General features: G+C 63.9%; 24 protein-coding genes. 9 read left to right on the plus strand and 15 right to left on the minus strand.

What is annotated here, in order from left to right:
* The first annotated feature begins 96 nt into the window (after positions 1–96).
* On the plus strand, positions 97–1314 hold the full coding sequence (locus ACVWZ5_RS22510; RefSeq protein WP_062573059.1) for an argininosuccinate synthase: 1218 nt from the start codon (positions 97–99) through the stop codon (positions 1312–1314).
* A 41-nt stretch (positions 1315–1355) separates the two neighbouring features.
* Here ACVWZ5_RS22510 and ACVWZ5_RS22515 read toward each other — a convergent pair whose 3' ends face one another.
* A complete protein-coding gene (locus tag ACVWZ5_RS22515) occupies positions 1356–1811 on the minus strand; it encodes a hypothetical protein (RefSeq protein ID WP_084941863.1) in 456 nt (151 codons plus the stop codon).
* Between the two features lie 371 nt (positions 1812–2182).
* Between ACVWZ5_RS22515 and ACVWZ5_RS22520 the strand changes: the two genes are divergently transcribed.
* Entirely contained in the window at positions 2183–2809 is a 627-nt protein-coding gene (locus tag ACVWZ5_RS22520; RefSeq protein WP_028690074.1) for a response regulator transcription factor, read from the plus strand.
* A 42-nt stretch (positions 2810–2851) separates the two neighbouring features.
* Here the strand turns inward: ACVWZ5_RS22520 and ACVWZ5_RS22525 are convergent, their stop codons facing one another.
* The 7 genes from ACVWZ5_RS22525 to metG form a co-directional block, all read right to left on the minus strand.
* A complete protein-coding gene (locus tag ACVWZ5_RS22525; protein ID WP_028690073.1) occupies positions 2852–3028 on the minus strand; it encodes a PA3496 family putative envelope integrity protein in 177 nt (58 codons plus the stop codon).
* 104 nt (positions 3029–3132) lie between these two features.
* Positions 3133–3771: an endonuclease III gene (gene nth, locus ACVWZ5_RS22530; protein ID WP_062573061.1), complete on the minus strand. Its 639-nt coding sequence runs from the start codon at positions 3769–3771 to the stop codon at positions 3133–3135.
* 4 nt (positions 3772–3775) lie between these two features.
* Positions 3776–4300 (minus strand): Rnf-Nqr domain containing protein, encoded by a 525-nt coding sequence (locus ACVWZ5_RS22535; protein ID WP_062573062.1) that lies wholly within the window; start codon positions 4298–4300, stop codon positions 3776–3778.
* Positions 4297–4908, minus strand: coding sequence for an RnfABCDGE type electron transport complex subunit G (locus ACVWZ5_RS22540; protein ID WP_084941861.1), 612 nt, complete (start codon positions 4906–4908; stop codon positions 4297–4299). Before ACVWZ5_RS22540 ends, ACVWZ5_RS22535 begins: the two co-directional genes overlap by 4 nt.
* Positions 4905–5876: an RnfABCDGE type electron transport complex subunit D gene (locus ACVWZ5_RS22545; RefSeq protein ID WP_084941860.1), complete on the minus strand. Its 972-nt coding sequence runs from the start codon at positions 5874–5876 to the stop codon at positions 4905–4907. Before ACVWZ5_RS22545 ends, ACVWZ5_RS22540 begins: the two co-directional genes overlap by 4 nt.
* Before the next feature lie 78 nt (positions 5877–5954).
* A complete protein-coding gene (locus ACVWZ5_RS22550; protein ID WP_062573065.1) occupies positions 5955–6503 on the minus strand; it encodes an Rnf-Nqr domain containing protein in 549 nt (182 codons plus the stop codon).
* A gap of 89 nt (positions 6504–6592) precedes the next feature.
* Positions 6593–8635: a methionine--tRNA ligase gene (gene metG, locus ACVWZ5_RS22555; protein WP_062573066.1), complete on the minus strand. Its 2043-nt coding sequence runs from the start codon at positions 8633–8635 to the stop codon at positions 6593–6595.
* A gap of 158 nt (positions 8636–8793) precedes the next feature.
* Between metG and apbC the strand changes: the two genes are divergently transcribed.
* Positions 8794–9888 (plus strand): iron-sulfur cluster carrier protein ApbC, encoded by a 1095-nt coding sequence (gene apbC / locus ACVWZ5_RS22560; RefSeq protein ID WP_084941859.1) that lies wholly within the window; start codon positions 8794–8796, stop codon positions 9886–9888.
* A gap of 132 nt (positions 9889–10020) precedes the next feature.
* Here the strand turns inward: apbC and ACVWZ5_RS22565 are convergent, their stop codons facing one another.
* A complete protein-coding gene (locus ACVWZ5_RS22565; protein ID WP_003254922.1) occupies positions 10021–10230 on the minus strand; it encodes a cold-shock protein in 210 nt (69 codons plus the stop codon).
* A gap of 328 nt (positions 10231–10558) precedes the next feature.
* On the opposite strand from ACVWZ5_RS22565, the gene dcd reads away from it, so the two are divergent.
* Together dcd and ACVWZ5_RS22575 are read left to right on the plus strand one after the other, a co-directional pair.
* The gene (gene dcd / locus ACVWZ5_RS22570) at positions 10559–11125 is read left to right on the plus strand and encodes a dCTP deaminase (protein WP_003258001.1); all 567 of its coding nucleotides are present in this window, start codon (positions 10559–10561) and stop codon (positions 11123–11125) included.
* A 93-nt stretch (positions 11126–11218) separates the two neighbouring features.
* Positions 11219–11461, plus strand: coding sequence for a hypothetical protein (locus ACVWZ5_RS22575; RefSeq protein ID WP_062363571.1), 243 nt, complete (start codon positions 11219–11221; stop codon positions 11459–11461).
* Between the two features lie 6 nt (positions 11462–11467).
* On the opposite strand, the gene ACVWZ5_RS22580 is transcribed toward ACVWZ5_RS22575, so the two are convergent.
* The 6 genes from ACVWZ5_RS22580 to ACVWZ5_RS22605 all read right to left on the minus strand — a co-directional run bounded on the left by ACVWZ5_RS22580 (position 11468) and on the right by ACVWZ5_RS22605 (position 17059).
* Complete coding sequence (locus tag ACVWZ5_RS22580; RefSeq protein ID WP_062573068.1) at positions 11468–12583, minus strand: succinylglutamate desuccinylase/aspartoacylase family protein; 1116 nt, start codon at positions 12581–12583, stop codon at positions 11468–11470.
* A gap of 175 nt (positions 12584–12758) precedes the next feature.
* Positions 12759–15194, minus strand: coding sequence for a penicillin acylase family protein (locus ACVWZ5_RS22585; RefSeq protein WP_457340867.1), 2436 nt, complete (start codon positions 15192–15194; stop codon positions 12759–12761).
* Between the two features lie 193 nt (positions 15195–15387).
* Complete coding sequence (locus tag ACVWZ5_RS22590) at positions 15388–15597, minus strand: SEC-C metal-binding domain-containing protein (RefSeq protein WP_198744046.1); 210 nt, start codon at positions 15595–15597, stop codon at positions 15388–15390.
* Positions 15598–15604: 7 nt separating this feature from the next.
* The gene (locus ACVWZ5_RS22595) at positions 15605–16081 is read right to left on the minus strand and encodes an LEA type 2 family protein (RefSeq protein ID WP_062573070.1); all 477 of its coding nucleotides are present in this window, start codon (positions 16079–16081) and stop codon (positions 15605–15607) included.
* A gap of 2 nt (positions 16082–16083) precedes the next feature.
* On the minus strand, positions 16084–16560 hold the full coding sequence (locus ACVWZ5_RS22600; RefSeq protein WP_062573071.1) for a YchJ family protein: 477 nt from the start codon (positions 16558–16560) through the stop codon (positions 16084–16086).
* 4 nt (positions 16561–16564) lie between these two features.
* A complete protein-coding gene (locus tag ACVWZ5_RS22605; RefSeq protein ID WP_084941855.1) occupies positions 16565–17059 on the minus strand; it encodes a DUF6231 family protein in 495 nt (164 codons plus the stop codon).
* A gap of 160 nt (positions 17060–17219) precedes the next feature.
* Here ACVWZ5_RS22605 and ACVWZ5_RS22610 point away from each other — a divergent pair, with 160 nt between their 5' ends.
* From ACVWZ5_RS22610 to ACVWZ5_RS22625, 4 genes are all read left to right on the plus strand, one after another.
* A complete protein-coding gene (locus tag ACVWZ5_RS22610) occupies positions 17220–17912 on the plus strand; it encodes an OmpA family protein (RefSeq protein WP_062573073.1) in 693 nt (230 codons plus the stop codon).
* 89 nt (positions 17913–18001) lie between these two features.
* Positions 18002–18721 (plus strand): OmpA family protein, encoded by a 720-nt coding sequence (locus tag ACVWZ5_RS22615; RefSeq protein WP_028690057.1) that lies wholly within the window; start codon positions 18002–18004, stop codon positions 18719–18721.
* A 98-nt stretch (positions 18722–18819) separates the two neighbouring features.
* Complete coding sequence (locus ACVWZ5_RS22620; protein WP_050704046.1) at positions 18820–19095, plus strand: DUF1145 domain-containing protein; 276 nt, start codon at positions 18820–18822, stop codon at positions 19093–19095.
* Positions 19088–19846 carry a hypothetical protein gene (locus tag ACVWZ5_RS22625; protein WP_062573074.1) on the plus strand — a complete coding sequence of 253 codons (759 nt, stop codon included), beginning with the start codon at positions 19088–19090 and terminating at the stop codon, positions 19844–19846. Before ACVWZ5_RS22620 ends, ACVWZ5_RS22625 begins: the two co-directional genes overlap by 8 nt.
* Positions 19847–20030 lie beyond the last annotated feature (184 nt).

Consider the following 20030-nt stretch of genomic DNA (forward strand, 5'->3'; position numbering starts at 1 on the left):
TGTCGCTTTGTCGTCACAAGCTGTCGCCCCATTGTAAATATTTCGGCAAGGCCGGTAGAATCAACGGCTTTCCGTACAACCCCGTGGAGTGATGGCATGGCGGACGTAAAAAAGGTCGTATTGGCGTATTCCGGCGGCCTTGATACTTCGGTGATTCTCAAGTGGCTGCAGGACACCTACAACTGTGAAGTGGTGACCTTCACCGCTGACCTCGGCCAGGGCGAGGAGGTCGAACCGGCCCGCGCCAAGGCCCAGGCGATGGGCGTGAAAGAAATCTACATCGACGACCTGCGCGAAGAGTTCGTGCGTGATTTCGTGTTCCCGATGTTCCGCGCCAACACCGTCTACGAAGGCGAGTACCTGCTGGGTACTTCCATCGCCCGTCCGCTGATCGCCAAGCGCCTGATCGAGATCGCCAACGAAACCGGCGCCGACGCCATTTCCCACGGTGCCACCGGCAAGGGTAACGACCAGGTGCGCTTCGAGCTGGGCGCCTATGCGCTCAAGCCAGGCGTCAAGGTCATCGCCCCGTGGCGCGAGTGGGACCTGCTGTCCCGCGAGAAGCTGATGGACTATGCCGAGAAGCACGGCATCCCGATCGAGCGCCATGGCAAGAAGAAATCGCCGTATTCGATGGACGCCAACCTGTTGCACATCTCCTACGAAGGCGGTGTCCTGGAAGATACCTGGACCGAGCATGAGGAAGACATGTGGCGCTGGAGCGTCTCGCCGGAGAATGCCCCTGACCAGGCCACCTATCTCGAACTGACCTACCGCAACGGTGACATCGTCGCCATCGACGGCGTCGAGAAGACCCCGGCCACCGTGCTGGCCGAGCTCAACCGCATCGGCGGCGCCAACGGCATCGGTCGCCTGGACATCGTCGAGAACCGCTACGTCGGCATGAAGTCGCGCGGTTGCTACGAGACCCCGGGCGGCACCATCATGCTCAAGGCCCACCGCGCCATCGAGTCGATCACCCTGGACCGCGAAGTCGCTCACCTGAAGGATGAGCTGATGCCCAAGTACGCCAGCCTGATCTACACCGGCTACTGGTGGAGCCCGGAGCGTCTGATGCTGCAGCAGATGATCGACGCCTCCCAGGTCAACGTGAACGGCGTCGTGCGCCTGAAGCTGTACAAGGGCAACGTCACGGTCGTCGGCCGCAAGTCGGACGATTCGCTTTTCGATGCCAATATCGCGACCTTCGAGGAAGACGGCGGCGCCTACAATCAGGCCGACGCCGCAGGCTTCATCAAGCTCAATGCACTGCGCATGCGCATCGCGGCCAACAAGGGCCGTTCGCTGCTGTAAGCCTTGGTGTATCAGGAAAACCCGGCCTTGGCCGGGTTTTTTCATGCCCGGGATTCAGGGGGCGGCGCGGCCTCCCCTTCCTGCATCGGCGATACCGACAGATGGATGCAGGTTCGCGTATCGAGGTTGTACAGGATCCAGCGCCGCTGCTGTCCGTGTGGACGCTCGACCATCCGCAGCACATGGTTTTCGATAATCTTCCGGCTGTTGGTACCGGAGATGGCGATGATCATTGCCCCATTGTCCCTTGCTGCAGAGGGGGGCAGTGATTTGTCCGAAGTACTGGCACGCCTGTCCGGGGCAAATAGTGAACCGCTATTGAAGTTGAGTGTGAGAAAGAACAGCACGGTGAGGAAGAACGGAAAACCTACCAGGAACCAAGTGTAGACGATCTGGCTGTCGTCACTGAGGAACGGTAGCGAGGCCAAGGCGGATGCCTCAATCACACCGGCAAAGACAGCGATAAGAGTCAACGGGCTGATGGGGTCGCGGTTCATGATGAGTGCCTGGCCATGCTTTGCCCATCTGTAGCCCGTTTTCCCCAGCCTGTTAAGCGTGGCTTGTTTCCCTGCCCAGTAATGCCGTGGGTCGCAAGGTAGGTTTTTATCCAACCTGTATAGTCGAACTTTCCCGCAATATGTGTCACCTGGTGACACTTGGATCCAATTTTGCCGGATGTTACTTTCTGACTCGTTGCGTCGGACATACATGTATTACATTTTGTTAATTAGCTGTTTGTAGGAAGAATCTCTAATAACAGTAGTCCACTTCTTTCGGTGAATCTGCCAGGGAAACCGCTGCATAAATAATCGTTATGCTCGGGTGTGGTGGTCTATCGAACTAAAAACAACGTATCAATGGGAATCGCATGAATAAAGTGCTGATCGTGGATGATCACCCGGTCATTCGCCTGGCCGTACGCATGCTGATGGAGCGGCATGGCTACGAGGTGGTGGCGGAGAGCGACAATGGTGTGGATGCCTTGCAACTGACGCGGGAATATCTGCCGGACATTGTCATTCTGGATATCGGGATCCCCAAACTGGATGGGCTTGAAGTGATTGCCCGAATGACCCTGGCAAGTCCGGGGACCAAGGTGTTGGTGTTGACCTCCCAGGCGCCAGGGCACTTCTCGATGCGCTGCATGCAGGCGGGGGCGGCGGGTTATGTGTGCAAGCAGCAGGAGCTGACCGAACTGCTCAGCGCGATCAAGGCCGTACTGTCCGGTTACAGTTACTTCCCCAACCAGGCGCTGCACAAGGGGCGATCGGGTGTGAGTGGCGCCACGGAGATGGAGATGGTCGAGCGGCTTTCCGGGCGGGAGATGATGGTGCTGCAGCAGCTTGCCCGGGGCAAGAGCAACAAGGAGATCGCCGACAGCATGTTCCTCAGCAACAAAACGGTCAGCACCTACAAGACGCGTCTGTTGCTCAAGCTCAATGCCCGCTCGCTGGTGGACCTGATCGAACTCGCCCAGCGCCATGGGCTGGCCTGAGCATCATTGAAAAAGCCTCCGCTCGGGAGGCTTTTGCGTTTACTACAGGTCGTAGTCGAAGTCGGCCAGTTGCTTTTGCAGGCGTCGTTCCTCAAGCATGTTGTCTATGGTGCGGCGTTTGCTCAGGTTGGTCTTGGCCGGTTCGGCCTGCGGCTCCACATCGTCGTCCGCACTCTGAAAATCGTCGTCGATTGCCAAGTCTTCTTTATCGGTGCTCATGCGTCACTCCAAGCCAAGGGGCCATTGGCCGTCCTTATAACGGGAATCGCAGAATGGGTAAAAAAGATTTTTTCAATCGCCTCGAGCAAGTATGAGCTATCGCCTCAATCGTCAGAAGTCTTCTGCTTGTATTCGCACAGGTCCTCGATCCGGCAACTGCCGCAGCGCGGTTTTCGGGCCTGACAGACATAGCGGCCATGCAGGATCAACCAGTGATGGGCATCGAGCAGATAGTCCCTGGGGACGAACTTGAGCAACTTCTTCTCCACCTCCAGCACGGTTTTACCCGGCGCGATGCCCGTGCGGTTGCTGACCCGGAAGATATGCGTGTCGACGGCCATGGTGAATTGGCGAAAGGCAGTGTTGAGCACCACATTGGCGGTCTTGCGGCCAACGCCTGGCAGGGCTTCGAGGGCTTCGCGGGTCTGCGGGACTTCGCCGTCGTGCTGTTCGATCAGCAGGCGGCAGGTTTCGATGACGTTCTTGGCCTTGCTGTTGTACAAGCCGATGGTCTTGATGTACTCGCTCAGGCCTTCGATGCCCAGGGCGTGGATCGCTTGTGGGGTGTTGGCGACCGGGAACAGGCGAGCGGTGGCCTTGTTGACGCCGACATCCGTCGACTGGGCCGAGAGGATTACCGCTATCAGCAGTTCGAAGGGGGTGGAATAGGCCAGTTCGGTCTTGGGCTCGGGATTGTCTTCATGCAGCCTGCGAAAGATCTCCAGGCGTTTGGCGGCATTCATGGGGTCAGCGGGTTCCTTGACGGCGTGAGGCGGTGTTCGATGGACGCAGGTGATTGTACAGGCCCAGCAGCAGGCCGAGCAGTATCAAGGCGCCAGGAGCCAGTGCGGCGAGGTGCAGGCCGAGAGCGTCGCTCAGCAGTTGGCGGCAGATGCCCAGGGCAAGGCCGATTGCGAGGACACCGAGCAGTCCTAGCCCCAACTGGCGATATCGGCCAGGCTGTACTGGCAGTTGCTCACTGGCCAGGCAGGGCAGGGCCAACAGCAGCGGGTAGAGGGCAAGTTGCTGGGCCAGGGGCATCGCCCAGGCTTGCAGGCCGAGGTGCAGGCAGGTCGCCAAGGCGGCGGCAAGTACAGTACTGGCCCACAGGCGGGGGCCATGGTCCAGGTGCCTGCGCAGAGGGATCATCAATACCTGGTGCAGGCCCACCAGCAACACTGTGCAAAGGCTTATCGCCAACGCCTGGACGACAGTGCCGGTCGCGCCGAGCAATGGCAGCAGGCTGATTGGCACGGGCCAGCACCGCTTCATGGGGGTGTCTCGCCGAGCAATGCAGGGCGATGCTGGTCGAAATAGCGCAGCGTATCCTGGATCGCCTCGATGACTGCCCGCGAAGTCACCGTCGCCCCGGCTAGTTGGTCGAACGCACCCTGGTCACGCTTGAGCGCCCAGGCCTGTTCGGGTGTATCACGCAGTGTCCGACCGATAAACTGGTCAAGCCAATGGCGCACCGGATCGACCAGTCCATCGCCCAGGCCAGGGCTTTCCTGCTGTTTGAGTACACGCACGCCCACCAGACGGCCCTCAGGGGTGATGGCGATCACCAACTCGATGGCACCGCCATAGCCTTGGACACTACTGTGAAGCAGAACAGCGCTGGTGGCTCCCGCCAAGTTGGCGCGGTAGCCAGCCAGCAGATGGCTATGGCTCAGTCTGGTGTCTGTGAGTGTCACGGGCGTTTGCAATGGCCGGTTGTCGTAGCTGCCCGGTGGCAGCACCTTGAGCCACTGCTGTTCCTGCCACTGGCGGGAGGCCACGGCAATCGGTCCGGCGGTGAAGCGCTGCCAGGCCAGTGTCGCGGCAATCGCCAGTCCTGCCACCAGCAGCAGCACTGCGGTACTGCGTTTGCGGGCCGTCATGGACAGGCCTGCTGGCGGCGTTCCACCCAGCGGTCAAGGATGGGGGCGGCGAGGTTCATCAGCAGGACGGCGAACGCCGTGCCATCGGCGAAGCTGCCCCAAGTGCGGATCAGGTAGATCAGCAGGCCGGCGCCAATACCGAACAGCAGGCGGGCCTGCGGTTGCTTGCAGCCGGACACCGGTTCGGTGGCGATGAAGAAGGCGGCGAGCATGGTCGAACCCGACAGCAGGTGCAGCAGTGGCGAGCCGTGGGAGTCGGAGCCGGAGCCATTCCAGCCCAGCAGGCTGGACAGGAACAAGGCGCCGAGCAGGCCGACGGGGGCCTGCCAGCCGAAGACCTTGCGCTGCAGCAGGAACACGCCGCCGAGCAGGAAGGCGAGGTTGACCCACTCGGTGCCACGCCCACCCAGATGGCCGAACGCCGGGTGACTGGCGAACAGTTCGTCGATGGTCAGGCTGCGGTTGTGGCGCAGGACATCAAGCACCGTGGGGCTGGCCCAGGCGTCGATCCTTTCACTGGCGCCGAAGCTCAGGCTCAGGCTTTCCACGAGCCCAGGCGCCTGACCTGGCCAGTGGTTCATCTGCAGTGGGAAACTCAGCAGGACGAACCCATAGCCGACCATGGCGGGGTTGAACAGGTTGCGCCCGACGCCACCGAAAGCCTGTTTCCCCAGGCCGATGGCGACGCAGGCCGCCGTCACCGGCAGCCACCAGGGCGCCTGGCTGGGTAAGGCTGCCGCCAGCAGCGCGGCGGTGACCAGCGCGCTGCCGTCGCCAACGGCGCAGGCGACCGGCATTCCCCGCCAGCGCAGCAGCAACGCTTCGGTGACCAGCGCCGTGCAACCGCTCAACAGCAGATTGATCAGCACGCCCCAGCCATGCAACCAGAACAGCACCAACAGACCAGGGGCGCAGGCTAGCAGTACCAGTTGCATGGTGCTGCGCAGGCGCGGATCAGTGGTCGTCATGGTTTTGCGCTTCCTTGAGGTGTTGCGCAGCAGTGGCTTCAATTGCCGGGGGCAAGACATTGATGCGTAGCGTCAGAATCATTGGGTGAAGAGTCCGTTGAATCCCGAAAACGCCATGGCCATCACGCCGCTGCCGATCAGCTTCACAGGCAAGCCGCGCAGGGCTGCGGGTATTTCCCCATGGTGACAGCGGGTGTCAAGGTCGGCATACAGCGCGAGGGCCAGCCAGAATCCCAGTGCACTGATGACAGCCCACACCAGCACTCTCCGTGCGTCCACATCGTCATTGGCAAGCTGTAGCAGCAAGCCTAGCACCACGGCGTTTGCGCTCAACAAGGGTTGCATGCCGTGCACGGGCCAGCTTGGCCGAAAGCGTCGGAGCAGGTTTGGCAGTGTCCAGGCCAAGGCCGCCAGCAAGGGCAGGAAGATGAACAATTGCAGGCTCTGCAACCCCATGGGTGCGAGAAGTTGCCGGTGCAGCCAGGCGCCGGCAGGCAGCGCAACGAGGATCAACAGGGCCGAACACAGGCCCAACGCATGCAGGCGCGCACGCTCGATCGGCTCGGCCTGCAGGACCAGGTGATTGACCAGCGCGGCGCTGACCAGGATCAGGACGTAGTCACTCATGGCGATGCCGAAAGCGGGAGGGTGCCGTCATTATCGGACAGCGGGCGGCAGATGCAACTGCCCCGGCCATTTGGCCGGGGCAGGAGGGCTTACTTGATGCGCTGGCCTGGCTTGGCGCCGCTGTCAGGGCTGAGCAGGTAGATCTCTTCACCACCGGGGCCGGCGGCCATGACCATGCCCTCGGAAACGCCGAAACGCATTTTGCGCGGCTTGAGGTTGGCCACCATCATGGTCAGGCGGCCTTCCAGCAGGGAAGGATCCGGGTAGGCCGATTTGATGCCCGAGAACACGTTGCGACGCTCGTCGCCGATGTCCAGGGTCAGCTGCAGCAGCTTGTCGGCACCGGGCACCGCTTCGGCCTTGACGATCAGCGCCACACGCAGGTCGACCGCGGCGAAGGTGTCGAACTCGATCTCGGCCGACAGCGGATCCTTGGCCAGCTCGCCATTGCCCGCCGGGGCGGCCTTGGCTTCGGCAGCCAGCAGGTCTTCCTTGCTGGCGGCGACCATGGCCTCGACCTTGGCCGGCTCGATGCGGCTCATCAGGGCCTTGAACGGGTTGAGCTGATGGTTCTCCAGGCGCGACAGGTGGTCGTCCCAGGTCAGCGGAGCGACGTTGAGGAACGCCTCGGCATCCGCTGCCAGCAGCGGCAGCACCGGCTTGAGGAAGATCACCAGCTGGCGGAACAGGTTGACGCCCTGGGCGCAGATGGCCTGCACCTCGTCCTGCTTGCCCTCCTGCTTGGCCAGCGACCAGGGCGCCTTGTCGGCGATCCAGGCGTTGGCGCGGTCGGCCAGGGCCATGATCTCGCGCATGGCGCGGCCGAAGTCGCGGGCCTCGTAGGCCTCGGCGATCGACGGTGCGGCGGCGAGGAAGGCCTCGGTCAGTTCCGGCGCGGCATCGCCGGCAACCATCACACCATCGTTGCCCTTGTGGATGAAGCCGGCGCAGCGGCTGGCGATGTTGACCACCTTGCCGACCAGGTCGGAGTTGACCTTCTGCACGAAGTCCTCGAGGTTCAGGTCGAGGTCATCGACACCGCGCCCCAGCTTGGCGGCGTAGTAGTAGCGCAGGTATTCCGGCTGCAGGTGGTCGAGGTAGGTGCGCGCCTTGATGAAGGTGCCGCGCGATTTCGACATCTTCGCGCCGTTGACGGTCAGGTAACCGTGCACGTTGACCGCGGTCGGCTTGCGCAGGCCCGCACCTTCGAGCATGGCCGGCCAGAACAGGGCGTGGAAGTTGACGATGTCCTTGCCGATGAAGTGGTACAGCTCGGCCTTGGAGCCTTCGTTCCAGAACGCGTCGAAGTCCAGCTCCGGACGGCGGTCGCAGAGGTTCTTGAAGCTGGCCATGTAACCGATCGGCGCGTCCAGCCAGACGTAGAAGTACTTGCCCGGCTCGCCCGGAATCTCGAAGCCGAAGTACGGCGCGTCACGGGAGATGTCCCACTCCTGCAGGCCCGAGTCCAGCCATTCTGCGAGCTTGTTGGCCACCGCGTCCTGCAGGGTGCCGCTGCGGGTCCACTGCTGCAGCATGGCCTGGAAGTCCGGCAGCTTGAAGAAGAAGTGCTGCGAGTCGCGCAGCACAGGAGTGGCGCCGGAGATCGCTGACTTGGGGTTCTTCAGTTCGGTCGGGGCGTAGGTGGCGCCGCATTTCTCGCAGTTGTCGCCGTACTGGTCCTCGGCCGCGCACTTGGGGCAGGTGCCCTTGATGAAGCGGTCGGCGAGGAACATGCCCTTCTCGGGGTCGAAGTACTGGGTGACCGAACGGGTGGCGATGTGCCCGGCGTCGCGCAGGCGGGTGTAGATCAGGCTCGACAGTGCGCGGTTCTCCTCGCTGTGCGTGGAGTGGTAGTTGTCGAAGTCGACCAGGAAGTCGGCGAAGTCGGCGCTGTGCTCGGCCTGGACGTTGGCGATCAGTTGCTCAGGGGTGATGCCTTCCTTTTCCGCGCGCAGCATGATGGCCGAACCATGCGCGTCGTCGGCGCAGACATAGATGCACTGGTTGCCGCGCAGCTTCTGGAAGCGCACCCACATGTCCGTCTGGATGTACTCCAGCATATGGCCAAGGTGGATCGATCCATTGGCATAGGGCAGGGCGCTGGTGACGAGAATCTGACGTGGCTCGGACATGGTGGCTCGGCTACTTATCTGGCTACGGGGTAAAAATGAGGGTGATCGGCCACTATAAAGGGCTGGCGAATTTATTTCACCCCAAGGACGCATCTGCTGACGATTGACGGGTTAGCATAGGCGCCTGTTCCGAATTCAGTTTGCCAATGGGAGCCTCCATGAGTGCCGTCACCCGTGCCGCCGTTGAAGGCGTGCTTCGCCAGTACACCGACCCCTACCTGAACCAGGACCCGGTCAGCGCCGGTTGCGTGCGCGCCATCGACATCCAGGGCGGGCAGGTCAGCGTGCAGTTGCAACTGGGGTATGCCGCCGGCCTGTTCAAGGGTGGCTGGGCGCAGGTGCTGCAGACCGCGATCGGCAACCTCGATGGTGTTGCCTCGGTGAGCGTGAGCATCGACTGCGTGATTGCCACCCACAAGGCCCAGGCCCAGGTGCCGGCCATGGCCAACGTGAAGAACATCATCGCCGTGGCCTCGGGCAAGGGCGGGGTCGGCAAGTCGACCACCGCCGCCAACCTGGCCCTGGCCCTGGCCCGCGAGGGCGCCCGAGTGGGTATTCTCGATGCCGACATCTATGGCCCGAGCCAGGGGGTGATGTTCGGCATCGCCGAGGGCACCCGCCCGCAGGTGCGCGATCAGAAATGGTTCGTGCCGATCAAGGCCCATGGCGTGGAGGTCATGTCCATGGCGTTTCTCACCGACGACAACACGCCGATGGTCTGGCGTGGCCCGATGGTCTCGGGGGCATTGCTGCAACTGGTGACCCAGACCGCCTGGGACGATCTCGACTACTTGGTGATCGACATGCCGCCGGGCACCGGCGACATCCAGCTGACCCTGGCGCAGAAGGTGCCGGTGGCAGGCTCGGTGATCGTCACCACGCCCCAGGACCTGGCGTTGCTGGATGCGAAGAAAGGCGTGGAGATGTTCCGCAAGGTCAACATCCCGGTGTTGGGCGTGGTCGAGAACATGGCCGTGCATATCTGCTCCAACTGCGGCCATGCCGAGCACCTGTTCGGTGAAGGTGGTGGCGAGAAGCTGGCCGTGCAGTACGGCGTCGACCTGCTGGCTTCGCTGCCGCTGTCGATGCTGATCCGCGAACAGGCCGACAGCGGCAAGCCGACCGCCATCGCCGAGCCGGAAAGCCAGATCGCCATGGTCTACCAGGAGCTGGCGCGGCAGGTGGGGGCGCGGATCGTGCTGCAGGAAGCGGCGGCGCCGGCGATGCCGAGCATTACCATCAGCGAAGACTGACGCGTCACCTGTAGGAGCGGCCCTTTCGCGACACAAGGCCGCTCCTACAAGGGCCGGCGGATAGCTTTTGAACAGGCACAAAAAAACCCGCCAATGGCGGGTTTTTTTTGAAAGCGAGGAAGCGAGATCGACTTAGGCGATCTGAACTTCTTCAGCCTGCATGCCTTTCTGGCCGCGGGTAGCGACGAAAGTAACAGCCTGGCCTTCTTTCAGGGTTTTGAAGCCGTCAGCTTGGATGGCTTTGAAGTGCACGAACAGGTCGTCGCCCGACTGAGGGGTGATGAAGCCGTAGCCCTTCTCATCGTTGAACCACTTGACAACACCGGATTGACGGTTGGACATTTTTCTGTCTCCTTGGACAAAGTTGATAACGGTCAGGAAACACCCTGACCGGGACTGAGCGCAAAGAGAGCAGAAAATTCAGCGATGGGCCGATCAGGATCGTGCATCAAACTAGAGATTCTCGGTGTCACGTGCAGCACAGTGGCGCCACCTTAACCCACTTTCCACAACCTGCCAATGGCCAAGAAGCGCTTTGGTGAAATTCGGATCGGCGGCCTGTACAGGCCCCATCCGGCGCGGGATAGGGCGAGGAAACTTTAACCTGGGCGTCGGGACCGGTAAGATGCACCTCTCGTTTTTTACCCCGCACTCTTCAGGACACCCCGCCATGAGCATCAAATCGGACAAGTGGATTCGCCGCATGGCGCAGGAACACGGCATGATCGAACCGTTCGTCGAGCGCCAGGTGCGCGGCGAGCAGGACAGCCGGGTCATTTCCTTCGGTGTCTCCAGCTATGGCTACGACGTACGCTGCGCCGACGAATTCAAAGTCTTCACCAACATCAACTCGGCCACCGTCGATCCGAAGAACTTCGATGCCGGCAGTTTCGTCGACATCAAGAGTGACGTGTGCATCATTCCGCCGAACTCCTTCGCCCTGGCCCGCACCGTCGAGTATTTCCGCATTCCGCGCGACGTGCTGACCATCTGCCTGGGCAAAAGCACATACGCCCGTTGCGGCATCATCGTCAACGTCACGCCGCTCGAGCCCGAGTGGGAAGGCCATGTGACCCTGGAGTTCTCCAACACCACCACGCTGCCGGCGAAGATCTACGCCAACGAAGGCGTGGCGCAGATGCTGTTCCTGCAGTCCGACGAGGAATGTGAAGTGTCGTACAAGGACCGTGGTGGCAAGTACCAGGGCCAGCGCGGCGTCACCCTGCCACGCACCTGAGCCGACAAAGCGCGGGAATTGTTTCCGCGCCCGGCACTCCAACGAGAAGTCCTGGCGCGCATGCCGTGCGCCGGGCCTCGTCAGGAGCCGCCTATGAAAATCGACCCCGCAATCAGTGCCAAGCTGGCCGTCCTGCAGCCGAACCAGATCGGATTGCTGGCCTGGTCGCTGATGGCCCACCCGCCGATCCACACACCACTGCCGATGCAGGCCGGTGGCGTGCCGCACCAGCCCGATCCCGACACACCGCAGCCGCCGGAACCTGGCGAGCACCCACCGATGGAGCCGGGCGAGCCGACCCTGCCCGATGAGCCGCCTCCCGCCCCTGTGGCCTGATTTATCTCAGTTGCCCAGCAGATAGCCGCTGCGGCAAACCTGTGCGCCGGCCACATGGGCAACCACCATGCCCGCCGTGGCCATGCGCCTGATGCTGCGCGCGTAGAGCAGGCCGGCCTGGGTATTGCGCAGAGGGGTGACCCGGTCGCTGAGCGGGTCGATGACCTCGGCTATCAGCTCTCCGGCTTGCAGGTACTGGCCGGGCGCGGCGTGGAACACCAGCAGCCCACCAAGCGGTGTCATGACCGGCTCCACGGCCGCCAGCGGCGTCGCCGGGTGAACCAATGCGGGCAGCGGGGCCGGCTGGCCCTCGATGATCCCGGCATGGGTAAGGAAGTCGAGGATCGCCTGGCAGTCCCGGGTCGCCAGGGGGTGGCTGACATCGGCCTGGCCGCGCAGCTCGATGGTCACCGAGAAACTGCCCTGGGGGATCGGGAAGCGTTTGGCGAAGCGCTGCTGCAGCTGCCACCACACGAGGCTGAAACACTCATCGAACGACTGTCCACCCGAGTCGGTGGCCAGCAGGCTGGCCTGCACGCCCAGGTAGCGGGCCAGCGGCTCGACCTGGGGCCAGGCTTCCGGCGTGGTGTACAGATGCTCGACCGCCTCGAAGTCGCAGTGCAGGTCGAGCACCATGTCGGCGTCGCAGGCCAGGCGTTGCAGGGTCAGGCGTTGCGACTGCAGCGGCGTGTGCGCGGGGTGGGCATCCAGGCCCCGGCGCAGGTATTCGCGAATCAGTGCCAGGTTGTGCGCCGGATCCTGGGTGAGATGGCCTTCGATCTGGTCACCGATGCTGTCGGACAAGTCGACGAACTTGCGGTTGAAGTTTTCCCCGCTCTGCAGTTCGAAACGGCCCAGCGGCGCGTCCAGCAGCACCTGTTCCAGGCCCACCGGGTTGGCCACCGGTACGAGGATGATCTCCTTGCGCAAGCGGCCCTGCTGTTCCATTTCCCCGAGTCGCTGCTTCAGGTGCCAGGCCACCAGCATGCCCGGCAGCTCGTCGGCGTGCAGCGAGGCCTGGATGTACACCTTGCCGGCGCCACGCGGGCCGAAGTGGAAGCTGTGCAACTGGCGGGCGATACCCGGGACAGGGGAGAGCAGGTCGTGGGTCGAGTGGTGCATGGTGGTCCTGATATCAGCGTTTTAGGGCGAAGGCTGGGATCAAGGATAGAAGCATAACTTCGGGAGTGGCGCACTATTCGGATCGCGGGGCGCAAGGGAGCCAGGCGATGACTCGGTATCGGCCATGAGATCGAGCGCCGCCAGCGCGACGCTTGATCTCGGACTGCCAAATGAGCTACTTGCCAGGCACCAGGGTCAACCGCTGGCTGCCATAGGCCCGGGCAAAGTTCTGTGGTTGCAGCGGCAGGCTGCTGAAACGGCCTTTGAACCAGGCATCGAGCCCGTCGCTGTAGTGGCGGCTGGCCGGGTTGCCGGACTGGCCGTTGCTGGTCAGTACCTGCAGCGGTTCGGCCTGGCCGAAGTCGACGATCATGCGCGCCGAGGCCGGCAACTGAGTGTCGAAGCCGCTCCCCAAGGCATAAGGCGTCAGGGCCAGGGTGCTGAAGTCGCCTCCCGCCGCCAGGGGCGCGCGGTCGAGCTTGTCGCCCAGGCCGTGATAGGCCGGTGCCGGCCAACGGTACTGGTGCAGCTTGCCCCATTGCCAGGCGCGGCGATCGGCGCCGAGCTGGGCGGTGCCGGCATCCACCGCGGCGGCCAGGCTGCGGGCGAGGATGGCCGGCTTGTCTTCCTTCTGCGGCGTGCCGCGATCATCCCAGAACGGGCTGTCCTCGCGCCCCAGCAGGTGATCGACCTGGGCGGAGTAGGAGAGCTGGGCATTGCCGACGAAGGCCTGCCAGGCCGGGCTGGATTCCGGGCCCAGTTCGTCGAGGAAGGTCTGCCGGGTGACCGTCTGCAGGAACAGTTCATACAGTGCGGCATCGGCCGACACCGGGCTCAGCCGGCCATCGAAGGCCTTGAGCCGTGCCAGGGCATCGCGGGCCTTGTCGCGCTGCCCGGCGGGCAGGGCATCGATGGCCTGCTTGAGCGGCTGGGCCATGCCGGGCGCGTCGAACATCTGCTTGAGCTTGTCGGCCAGCAGCGTCACCTGGTCGTTCTGCAGGGCCATCAGGCTGCGGCTGTCGTGACGACCGTTGCCGGCCAGCTGGGCCATGCGCTCGGCACGCTCGGGGTAGTACCAACTGCTCGACAGCTGTATGCCATAGCCCTTGGGCAGGCTGCGCTGGTTGGCGTGGCCGATGAAGCCGGCGGGCGGATCCTGGTCGTAGGGGTGCAGCATCGCGTCGGCGTAGCCGTCCCAATCATAGCGCCCGTCCCAGCCCGGCGAGGGCAGCAGGCCCTGGCCTTCGCGGCGGTTGGGGTAGCGGCCACTGACCTGCCAGCCGATGTGCTGGGGCTCGGCGAACACGAAGTTCAACGCCGCCGCAGCGACCTCGCGGGTGCTGTCGAAGGCGCGCTCGATGTTCTGCGCGCGGGTCAGGTCGAACAGCGCGTCGAGGCTGCGATCTTCCTTGAGCTGCGGCAGTTGCAGGGCCAGGGCCAGGCTGCCATGGCCCGGCAGCAGGGTGCCGTGGCGGGTGTCGTACATGACCTCGCGCTGCGGGCGCTGGCCGCGGACGAAGAAGGTTTCATTGCGTGCGCGGGCCGGCTGCCACTTGCCGTCGGCGAGGTAGCTCAGCTGGCTGCCCTGGCGGCGTACCTGCTCGAGGAACAGGTCCTGGTTGTCGGCCATCACCGCGCTGCTGCTCCAGGCCAGCTTGCCGTTGTAGCCGGCCAGCACGATCGGCAGGCCTGGTAGCGACAGGCCGGCGACCCGGTACTTGGTGGTGTGGATCTGCACCGGGCTCAGTGCCCAGGTGGCGCGGCTGTCGCTGGCCAGCAGGCTATTGCCGCTGCGGCTGCGCTGGGGCGTCAGGGCCAAATTGGCTGAACCGGGGGCGCCCAGCAGGCCGAGGTCGGCCAGTTGCTGGCCGGCGGCGGTGAGTGCGCCGAGCCCTGGCAGTTGGCTGGTCAGGTTCACGCCCTTGAGTTTGTCGACCTCCCCTTCGGCCAGTGGCTCGTCGGGAGCGCCGGGCAGCAGCCAGGCGAGTTTGTCGGCACCGACCTTCTGCGCCAGGGTCAGGGCCGACAGTTCCTCCTGCAGGTTCACCGACTGGCTGAAGGCGTAGAGACTGAAGATCAGCGCCGAGTCCTCGGGCTTCCAGTATTCCGGGCGATAGCCGCTGCGGGCGAGCTCGCCCGGCAGCTTGTCGCGGTATCGGAACAGGTAGGCGTTGACCCCGCGGGCGTACACCTCGAAGAAGCGCTTCAGGCGCGGCGAGGCATCGGCGTAGAGCTGGCCGGCGCTCTGCTTGAGGTTGGCTGCGCGCATCAGGCGGTCCATCCCCAGGGCATCGGCCCCGGCCAGCTCGGCCAGGCGCCCCTGGGCCAGCAGGCGCATGGCGACCATCTGCTCGATGCGGTCCCCGGCGTGCAGGTAGCCCAGGCTGAACAGCGCGTCATGGAAGCTGCTGCTTTCGATCAGCGGCGCGCCCATCGCGTTGCGCCGAACCGAGACGTTCTGCGCCAGGCCCTTGAGCGGTTGGACCCCCGTCGTCGGCAGCACACTGTCCTGGTGACCACCCATCTGGCAGCCGCCGAGCGCGAGCAGGCCTAGCAACGCGGCAGCACTGCCGAGGCGGAGAGGGAAGGGCGGAAGGACGGGGGCGGCCATGACTAGGCTCCTGCAGGGCGTGGCGGGGTTCTGAAAGGCGCTAAGGTAGTGAGCGCGCAGTCGCCGTGCAAGGTGCCGGGGAGCTTTATTTACCAGTGGTCGTGCTGGTATGTGCGGATCGCGGGCCAAGCCCGCTCCCACGACGATTTGCCGGGGAGCGGGCTTGACCGGCGATGGCCTGATTTGACGTCGATCAGGCGCCGTGGCACTTCTTGAATTTTTTCTCGCTGCCGCACGGGCAAGGGTCGTTGCGACCGACGTCCTTCAGGGCGTTGCGCACCGGCTCCTGGTGGCCGTGGTTGCAGTGCGGGCCGTGTACATGGCCATGGTCGTGGTCGTGGTCGTGGTGATGGTCGTGACCGTGGTTGCAGTCGGGGCCATGGACATGGGGTTGCTGGGTCATTGCGGGGTTACTCCGGTTGTAGATCGCCGGGGATTATCTCACCCCTTTGCGACAAGTGCAGGTCCCGATGGAGGATCAGCCCGGTGGCCAGCTCGCCGCGCAGTTGGTATTGCAGGGGTTGCCCACTCTTGAGCAGCTTCGCCAGGGGCTTGAGGTGCTGCCAGAGGTTGGTGCGCACGTTGATCTTGAAGGTGCGCCGGGCCTGGCCGCCGACGCTGCGCCACAGGCTGGCCTCGTCCTCGGCCAGGAGCAGGTCGCCCAGGCGCACCGAATAGGACAGGTGGCGGATGAACAGGCGGCTGTCGTTGGGGTTGTCGACCCGCAGGTGCAGGACGAACTCCTGCTGGTGCAGACGCATCTTCACCGGCTCCACCTCGAGCAGGTGCAGCTGTGGCTCATGCCAGGTGTCGCCGCCCCAGCCGGCGCAGCCAGCCAGCCAGCCCAGCAGCAGGCCGAGTGTGAGCAGGCGGGCCAGGGGGCGCATGTTCAACTACCGAGGTAACTGGCGCAGCATTTCTTGAATTTCTGCCCGCTGGCGCAGGGGCAGGGATCGTTGCGACCGGCCTTGAGCGCCACGGTCGGGTCGATGAAGTACCAGCGTCCTGCATGCTGGACGAATGCCGAGCGCTCGCGGTGCTGGTGGTCGCCTTCCAGGTCGTGCCAGCGCGCGGTGAAGGTGACGAAGGCGTGTTCGGGTTGCCCGCCCAGTACCTCGGCGCTTTCCACCTCCAGCCCCAGCCACGTGCTCTGCGCGCTCCAGGCCGCCATGGCGGTGCGATCCAGCTCGGCCTGCTGGGCCGGCAGCGTGGTGTTCACCAGGTAGTCCACCAGGCCCAGCACGTAGGCGCTGTAGCGCGAACGCATCAGGGACTGGGCGTCCGGCGCCGGGGTGCCACTGTGATAATGCCCGCAGCAGGCGTCGAGCAAATTGCCGCTGCCGCAGGGGCAGATCGAGACACTCATCCAGTCACCACCAGTACTTGCCGAAGTTTTCAGGGTTGGCCCAGAACTTTGCATTGAGCCAGTCCGGGACCTGCTTGTAGTCATGCAGATCATAGGTGAACAGGCTCAGCACCTGTTCGTCGCGCTGGAATTTCTCGCTGGCCGAGAGTGCCAGCGAATAGAAGTCGGTGTCCTGCCAGCCGCAGGCGTTCAGGTCCGCCAGCACCGCTACGCGGTTGGCGTTGAGGTTGCGGATGCCGCCCAGCAGCTCCAGGCCGGTGCGCTTGGGCAGGTGCTCCAGGCAGTCGACCAGTACCGCCAGGTCGAAGCGTCGGGCTGCCTGTTCGGCGGGGAGCGGACCGGGTGCGGCGACCTCGATCCGGGTCTCGGGATGTGCGGCAGCGAAGGCTTCCAGAGCCGGGAAGCGACTGCCCACCAGCAGCAGCTGGCGCGGGGTGAAGCGATCGAGCAGGGCGGCCAAGGCCTGCTGCGGCGTGCGTTGTGAGAAAACCTCGGTCATTGCCATTCCTCGTTCAGGTCGCTCAAGACTAGCGGTCCTGGGCGATCGGGCAAAGAGGCGCGTCGCCACGTCGGGGCTTATTGCTGGCAGAGCGGTAATCGTCGGTCTTTACTCCCAGGGCATCGGTAATGCACCGATTCCCCCTAGGAGAAGCAACAAGATGAGCATAGTACGCACAGCGATACCCCTGGTTCTGCTCACCAGTGTGTTGACTGGTTGTGCAGGTTTGCAGAAAACCGACTGGCCGAAGTGCGCTGCCGTCGGGGGCGTGGGCGGCGCGGCCCTGGGCGCGATCGAGAGCTCCAGCTGGGCTGGCTGGGGCGCATTGCTCGGTGGTGGCCTGGCGGCCGGCTATTGCTGGGCCCACGGCGATGGCGACGAAGACGGCGATGGTGTGCCGGACAGCCGCGACAAGTGCCCTGGCACTCCGCGTGGCGTGCAGGTCGATGCCAACGGTTGCCCGCCTGAGCCGGCGCCGGTGGTCGAGGAAGTGGTGGTGCAGAAGGAAGAGGTCATCGTCATTCGTGACGTTCACTTCGAGTTCAACTCGGCAAGCTTGACTCTCAAAGACAAAGAACGCCTGGATAAAGTAGCCAGTCGCCTGAAGCAGGAAGCGCCGAGCGCTCGTCTGAGCGTGACAGGTCACACCGACAGCGTCGGCTCCGATAGTTATAACCAGAAGCTTTCCGAGCGTCGTGCCCAGTCGGTGACCAACTACTTGGTCGAAAGCGGCGTGCCGCGGTCCAGCTTCATTTCGGTGGGGGGCGCGGGTGAGACCCAGCCGGTCGCTGACAATGCCACGGCCGATGGCCGGGCGATGAACCGCCGCACCGAGATCAAGATCCAGCGTTGAGTGCCGTATGCCCGCGCCTTGAGAAGTGACGCGGGCGCGTCTTTACTCCTGTGTGACCGGTAGCGGCCGGTGACACAGGAGCAATCACCATGCGTGTTTTGTCGAAAGCGGCGCTGCCGTTGGTGGTGGCGACGAGCCTGATTACAGGCTGCGCCACCCACAGCGATGGCAGCGCTCCCCTCAATCAAAGGACCTGGCCCATCTGCAGCCTGCTGGGCGGACTGGTCGGCGGCGGCCTTGGCGCCATCGAAAGTTCCAGCTGGGCGGCCGGTGCCGGCGTTGCCGGTGCGATTGCCGGTGGCCTGATCTGCTATGCCCAGGATGGCGACGAGGATGGCGATGGCGTATTCGACCGCCGCGACCGCTGCCCGGACACACCGGCAGGCACCCAGGTCAATCACATGGGCTGCCCGCTGCCGCAGTATCCGGCGTCGGCACCCCAACCGGAACCCACCGCAACCCCAGAGGTGATCACGCTCGATGACCAGGGCCAGGTGCTGTTCGCCTTCGACTCCGCCGAGCTGACCCAGGGCGCCCAGCAGCGCCTGCAAGGTTTGCTGCCCAAGCTCAACGACCCCAGTGTGACCAGTGTCAAGGTCATCGGTTTCACCGACAGCGTGGGCTCGGACAGCTATAACCAGCGCTTGTCCGAGCGTCGCGCCAGTGGTGTTGCCGAGTACTTGATCAGCCAGGGGCTGGCGCCGAACAAGGTGACCAGCCAGGGCCGTGGCGAGAGTGAGCCGGTGGCTGACAACGACACCGATGAGGGTCGCTCGCGCAACCGACGGGTGGAGCTGCACCTGAACTGAACCCCTCTGGCGCATGCCCTGGCAGTAGGGTTACTGTTGCCGGCGCGGCCCGCTCGAACGGGCCGCGCCGACATAACAACAATCCATGGGGGCCGGACATGAAGTTCATCCTGGGCCTGGGCAAGGCTCTGACGGTGGCGTTCTGGGGCGTGGTGCTGTTCAACCTGTTCATGCCGCAGCCGTTGCCGCTCAATCTGCTGATCAATGCCGCGGGTATCGTCCTGCTGTCGCTGCATGCGCTGGAGGTATTGTTCTTCAATGGCAGCCTGCGCGGGCGCAGCCACCGTTGGTTCGATCGCCTGCAGATCCTGCTGACCGGTATCTTCCACGTCATGTCCATCCCCCGTCCGCAGGAGGCGTCGAGCCATGCGTAAACTGATGTTGCTGGCCGCACTGGCCAGCCCCCTGGTCCAGGCCGAAAGCCTGGAGGTCGCCGCCCATTCGATGCTGCGTCTGCCCAACAAGGCGGCCAGCGTGCACCTGGAGCAGTTGCGGGTGGCCGACTCGGCAACACTGTTGCTGCCGGCCACGCTTACCGAGCTGAAGATCGACCGGCTAGAGCTGGGGCGTGATGCGCGTATCGCCATTGCGCCGGCCGAGCGGGACCTGAGCATCGTGGCTTTGAGTGCCTACCTGGGCGAGGGCAGCGAGTTCAGCGCGCCTGGGGCGCCCGGGACCTATGAACGTGCGGCGCGGCCGGGGCGTAACCTGGATCTGCGGTTGCAGGCGCTGGAGGCGGATCGGCTGTCGATCGATGCCCGGGGCGGGGCGGGGGCGCCGGGGTATGTCGGGCTCGATGGGGCCAATGGCAAGCCCGGGGGGTGTACCTGGGGGCAAGCCAGCCGTGGGGCCAATGGTGATGATGGTGGTAACGGGCATGATGGGGCTTCCGGCGGGCGGGTTCGTCTGGCGGTGCCTGAAGGGTTTGCGCAGGAGCGGATTGTGGTGCGGCTTGATGGTGGTGCTCCGGGCAAGGCGGGGGCTGCAGGGAAGGCTGGTTTGGGTGGGGCCAGTAAGGGGTGTCTGGTTTATCGGACTGATGCTGGGGGAAATGGGCGGCCTGGGCAGGCCGGGCAGCCTGGGTTGGCTGGGGGCTCGGGGGAGTTGATTCTTCAGCGGCTTTGAGTCTCGTTGGTTAGTGTTGTTTGGTTGTTTGGTTGTTTTAGTGGGTGTTGAGAGTTGTATGCGCATTCATTTGTGATGTCGACGCTTATTCACCTTTCCGCCCTTACGGCGGGTAACTTTTTGAAGGATCAAAAAGTCACCAAAAAATCCTCGCTCCATTCATCCGGCCCCTACGCTTCGCTCC

The organism is Pseudomonas sp. TE6283 (genome assembly GCF_054060555.1).

Bases quoted from the DNA above. Each gene is read 5' to 3' on its own strand.
- ACVWZ5_RS22620 (WP_050704046.1), top strand. From the start codon at position 18,820: ATGAAGTTCATCCTGGGCCTGGGCAAGGCTCTGACGGTGGCGTTCTGG.
- ACVWZ5_RS22510 (WP_062573059.1), top strand. From the start codon at position 97: ATGGCGGACGTAAAAAAGGTCGTATTGGCGTATTCCGGCGGCCTTGAT.
- ACVWZ5_RS22545 (WP_084941860.1), bottom strand. From the start codon at position 5,876: ATGACGACCACTGATCCGCGCCTGCGCAGCACCATGCAACTGGTACTG.
- ACVWZ5_RS22565 (WP_003254922.1), bottom strand. From the start codon at position 10,230: ATGTCCAACCGTCAATCCGGTGTTGTCAAGTGGTTCAACGATGAGAAG.
- ACVWZ5_RS22590 (WP_198744046.1), bottom strand. From the start codon at position 15,597: ATGACCCAGCAACCCCATGTCCATGGCCCCGACTGCAACCACGGTCAC.
- nth (WP_062573061.1), bottom strand. From the start codon at position 3,771: ATGAATGCCGCCAAACGCCTGGAGATCTTTCGCAGGCTGCATGAAGAC.
- ACVWZ5_RS22605 (WP_084941855.1), bottom strand. From the start codon at position 17,059: ATGACCGAGGTTTTCTCACAACGCACGCCGCAGCAGGCCTTGGCCGCC.
- ACVWZ5_RS22600 (WP_062573071.1), bottom strand. From the start codon at position 16,560: ATGAGTGTCTCGATCTGCCCCTGCGGCAGCGGCAATTTGCTCGACGCC.
- ACVWZ5_RS22540 (WP_084941861.1), bottom strand. From the start codon at position 4,908: ATGACGGCCCGCAAACGCAGTACCGCAGTGCTGCTGCTGGTGGCAGGA.
- ACVWZ5_RS22550 (WP_062573065.1), bottom strand. From the start codon at position 6,503: ATGAGTGACTACGTCCTGATCCTGGTCAGCGCCGCGCTGGTCAATCAC.
- metG (WP_062573066.1), bottom strand. From the start codon at position 8,635: ATGTCCGAGCCACGTCAGATTCTCGTCACCAGCGCCCTGCCCTATGCC.
- ACVWZ5_RS22580 (WP_062573068.1), bottom strand. From the start codon at position 12,583: ATGCACCACTCGACCCACGACCTGCTCTCCCCTGTCCCGGGTATCGCC.
- ACVWZ5_RS22520 (WP_028690074.1), top strand. From the start codon at position 2,183: ATGAATAAAGTGCTGATCGTGGATGATCACCCGGTCATTCGCCTGGCC.
- ACVWZ5_RS22595 (WP_062573070.1), bottom strand. From the start codon at position 16,081: ATGCGCCCCCTGGCCCGCCTGCTCACACTCGGCCTGCTGCTGGGCTGG.
- ACVWZ5_RS22610 (WP_062573073.1), top strand. From the start codon at position 17,220: ATGAGCATAGTACGCACAGCGATACCCCTGGTTCTGCTCACCAGTGTG.
- ACVWZ5_RS22535 (WP_062573062.1), bottom strand. From the start codon at position 4,300: ATGAAGCGGTGCTGGCCCGTGCCAATCAGCCTGCTGCCATTGCTCGGC.
- ACVWZ5_RS22525 (WP_028690073.1), bottom strand. From the start codon at position 3,028: ATGAGCACCGATAAAGAAGACTTGGCAATCGACGACGATTTTCAGAGT.
- ACVWZ5_RS22615 (WP_028690057.1), top strand. From the start codon at position 18,002: ATGCGTGTTTTGTCGAAAGCGGCGCTGCCGTTGGTGGTGGCGACGAGC.
- apbC (WP_084941859.1), top strand. From the start codon at position 8,794: ATGAGTGCCGTCACCCGTGCCGCCGTTGAAGGCGTGCTTCGCCAGTAC.
- ACVWZ5_RS22575 (WP_062363571.1), top strand. From the start codon at position 11,219: ATGAAAATCGACCCCGCAATCAGTGCCAAGCTGGCCGTCCTGCAGCCG.
- dcd (WP_003258001.1), top strand. From the start codon at position 10,559: ATGAGCATCAAATCGGACAAGTGGATTCGCCGCATGGCGCAGGAACAC.
- ACVWZ5_RS22515 (WP_084941863.1), bottom strand. From the start codon at position 1,811: ATGAACCGCGACCCCATCAGCCCGTTGACTCTTATCGCTGTCTTTGCC.
- ACVWZ5_RS22625 (WP_062573074.1), top strand. From the start codon at position 19,088: ATGCGTAAACTGATGTTGCTGGCCGCACTGGCCAGCCCCCTGGTCCAG.
- ACVWZ5_RS22585 (WP_457340867.1), bottom strand. From the start codon at position 15,194: ATGGCCGCCCCCGTCCTTCCGCCCTTCCCTCTCCGCCTCGGCAGTGCT.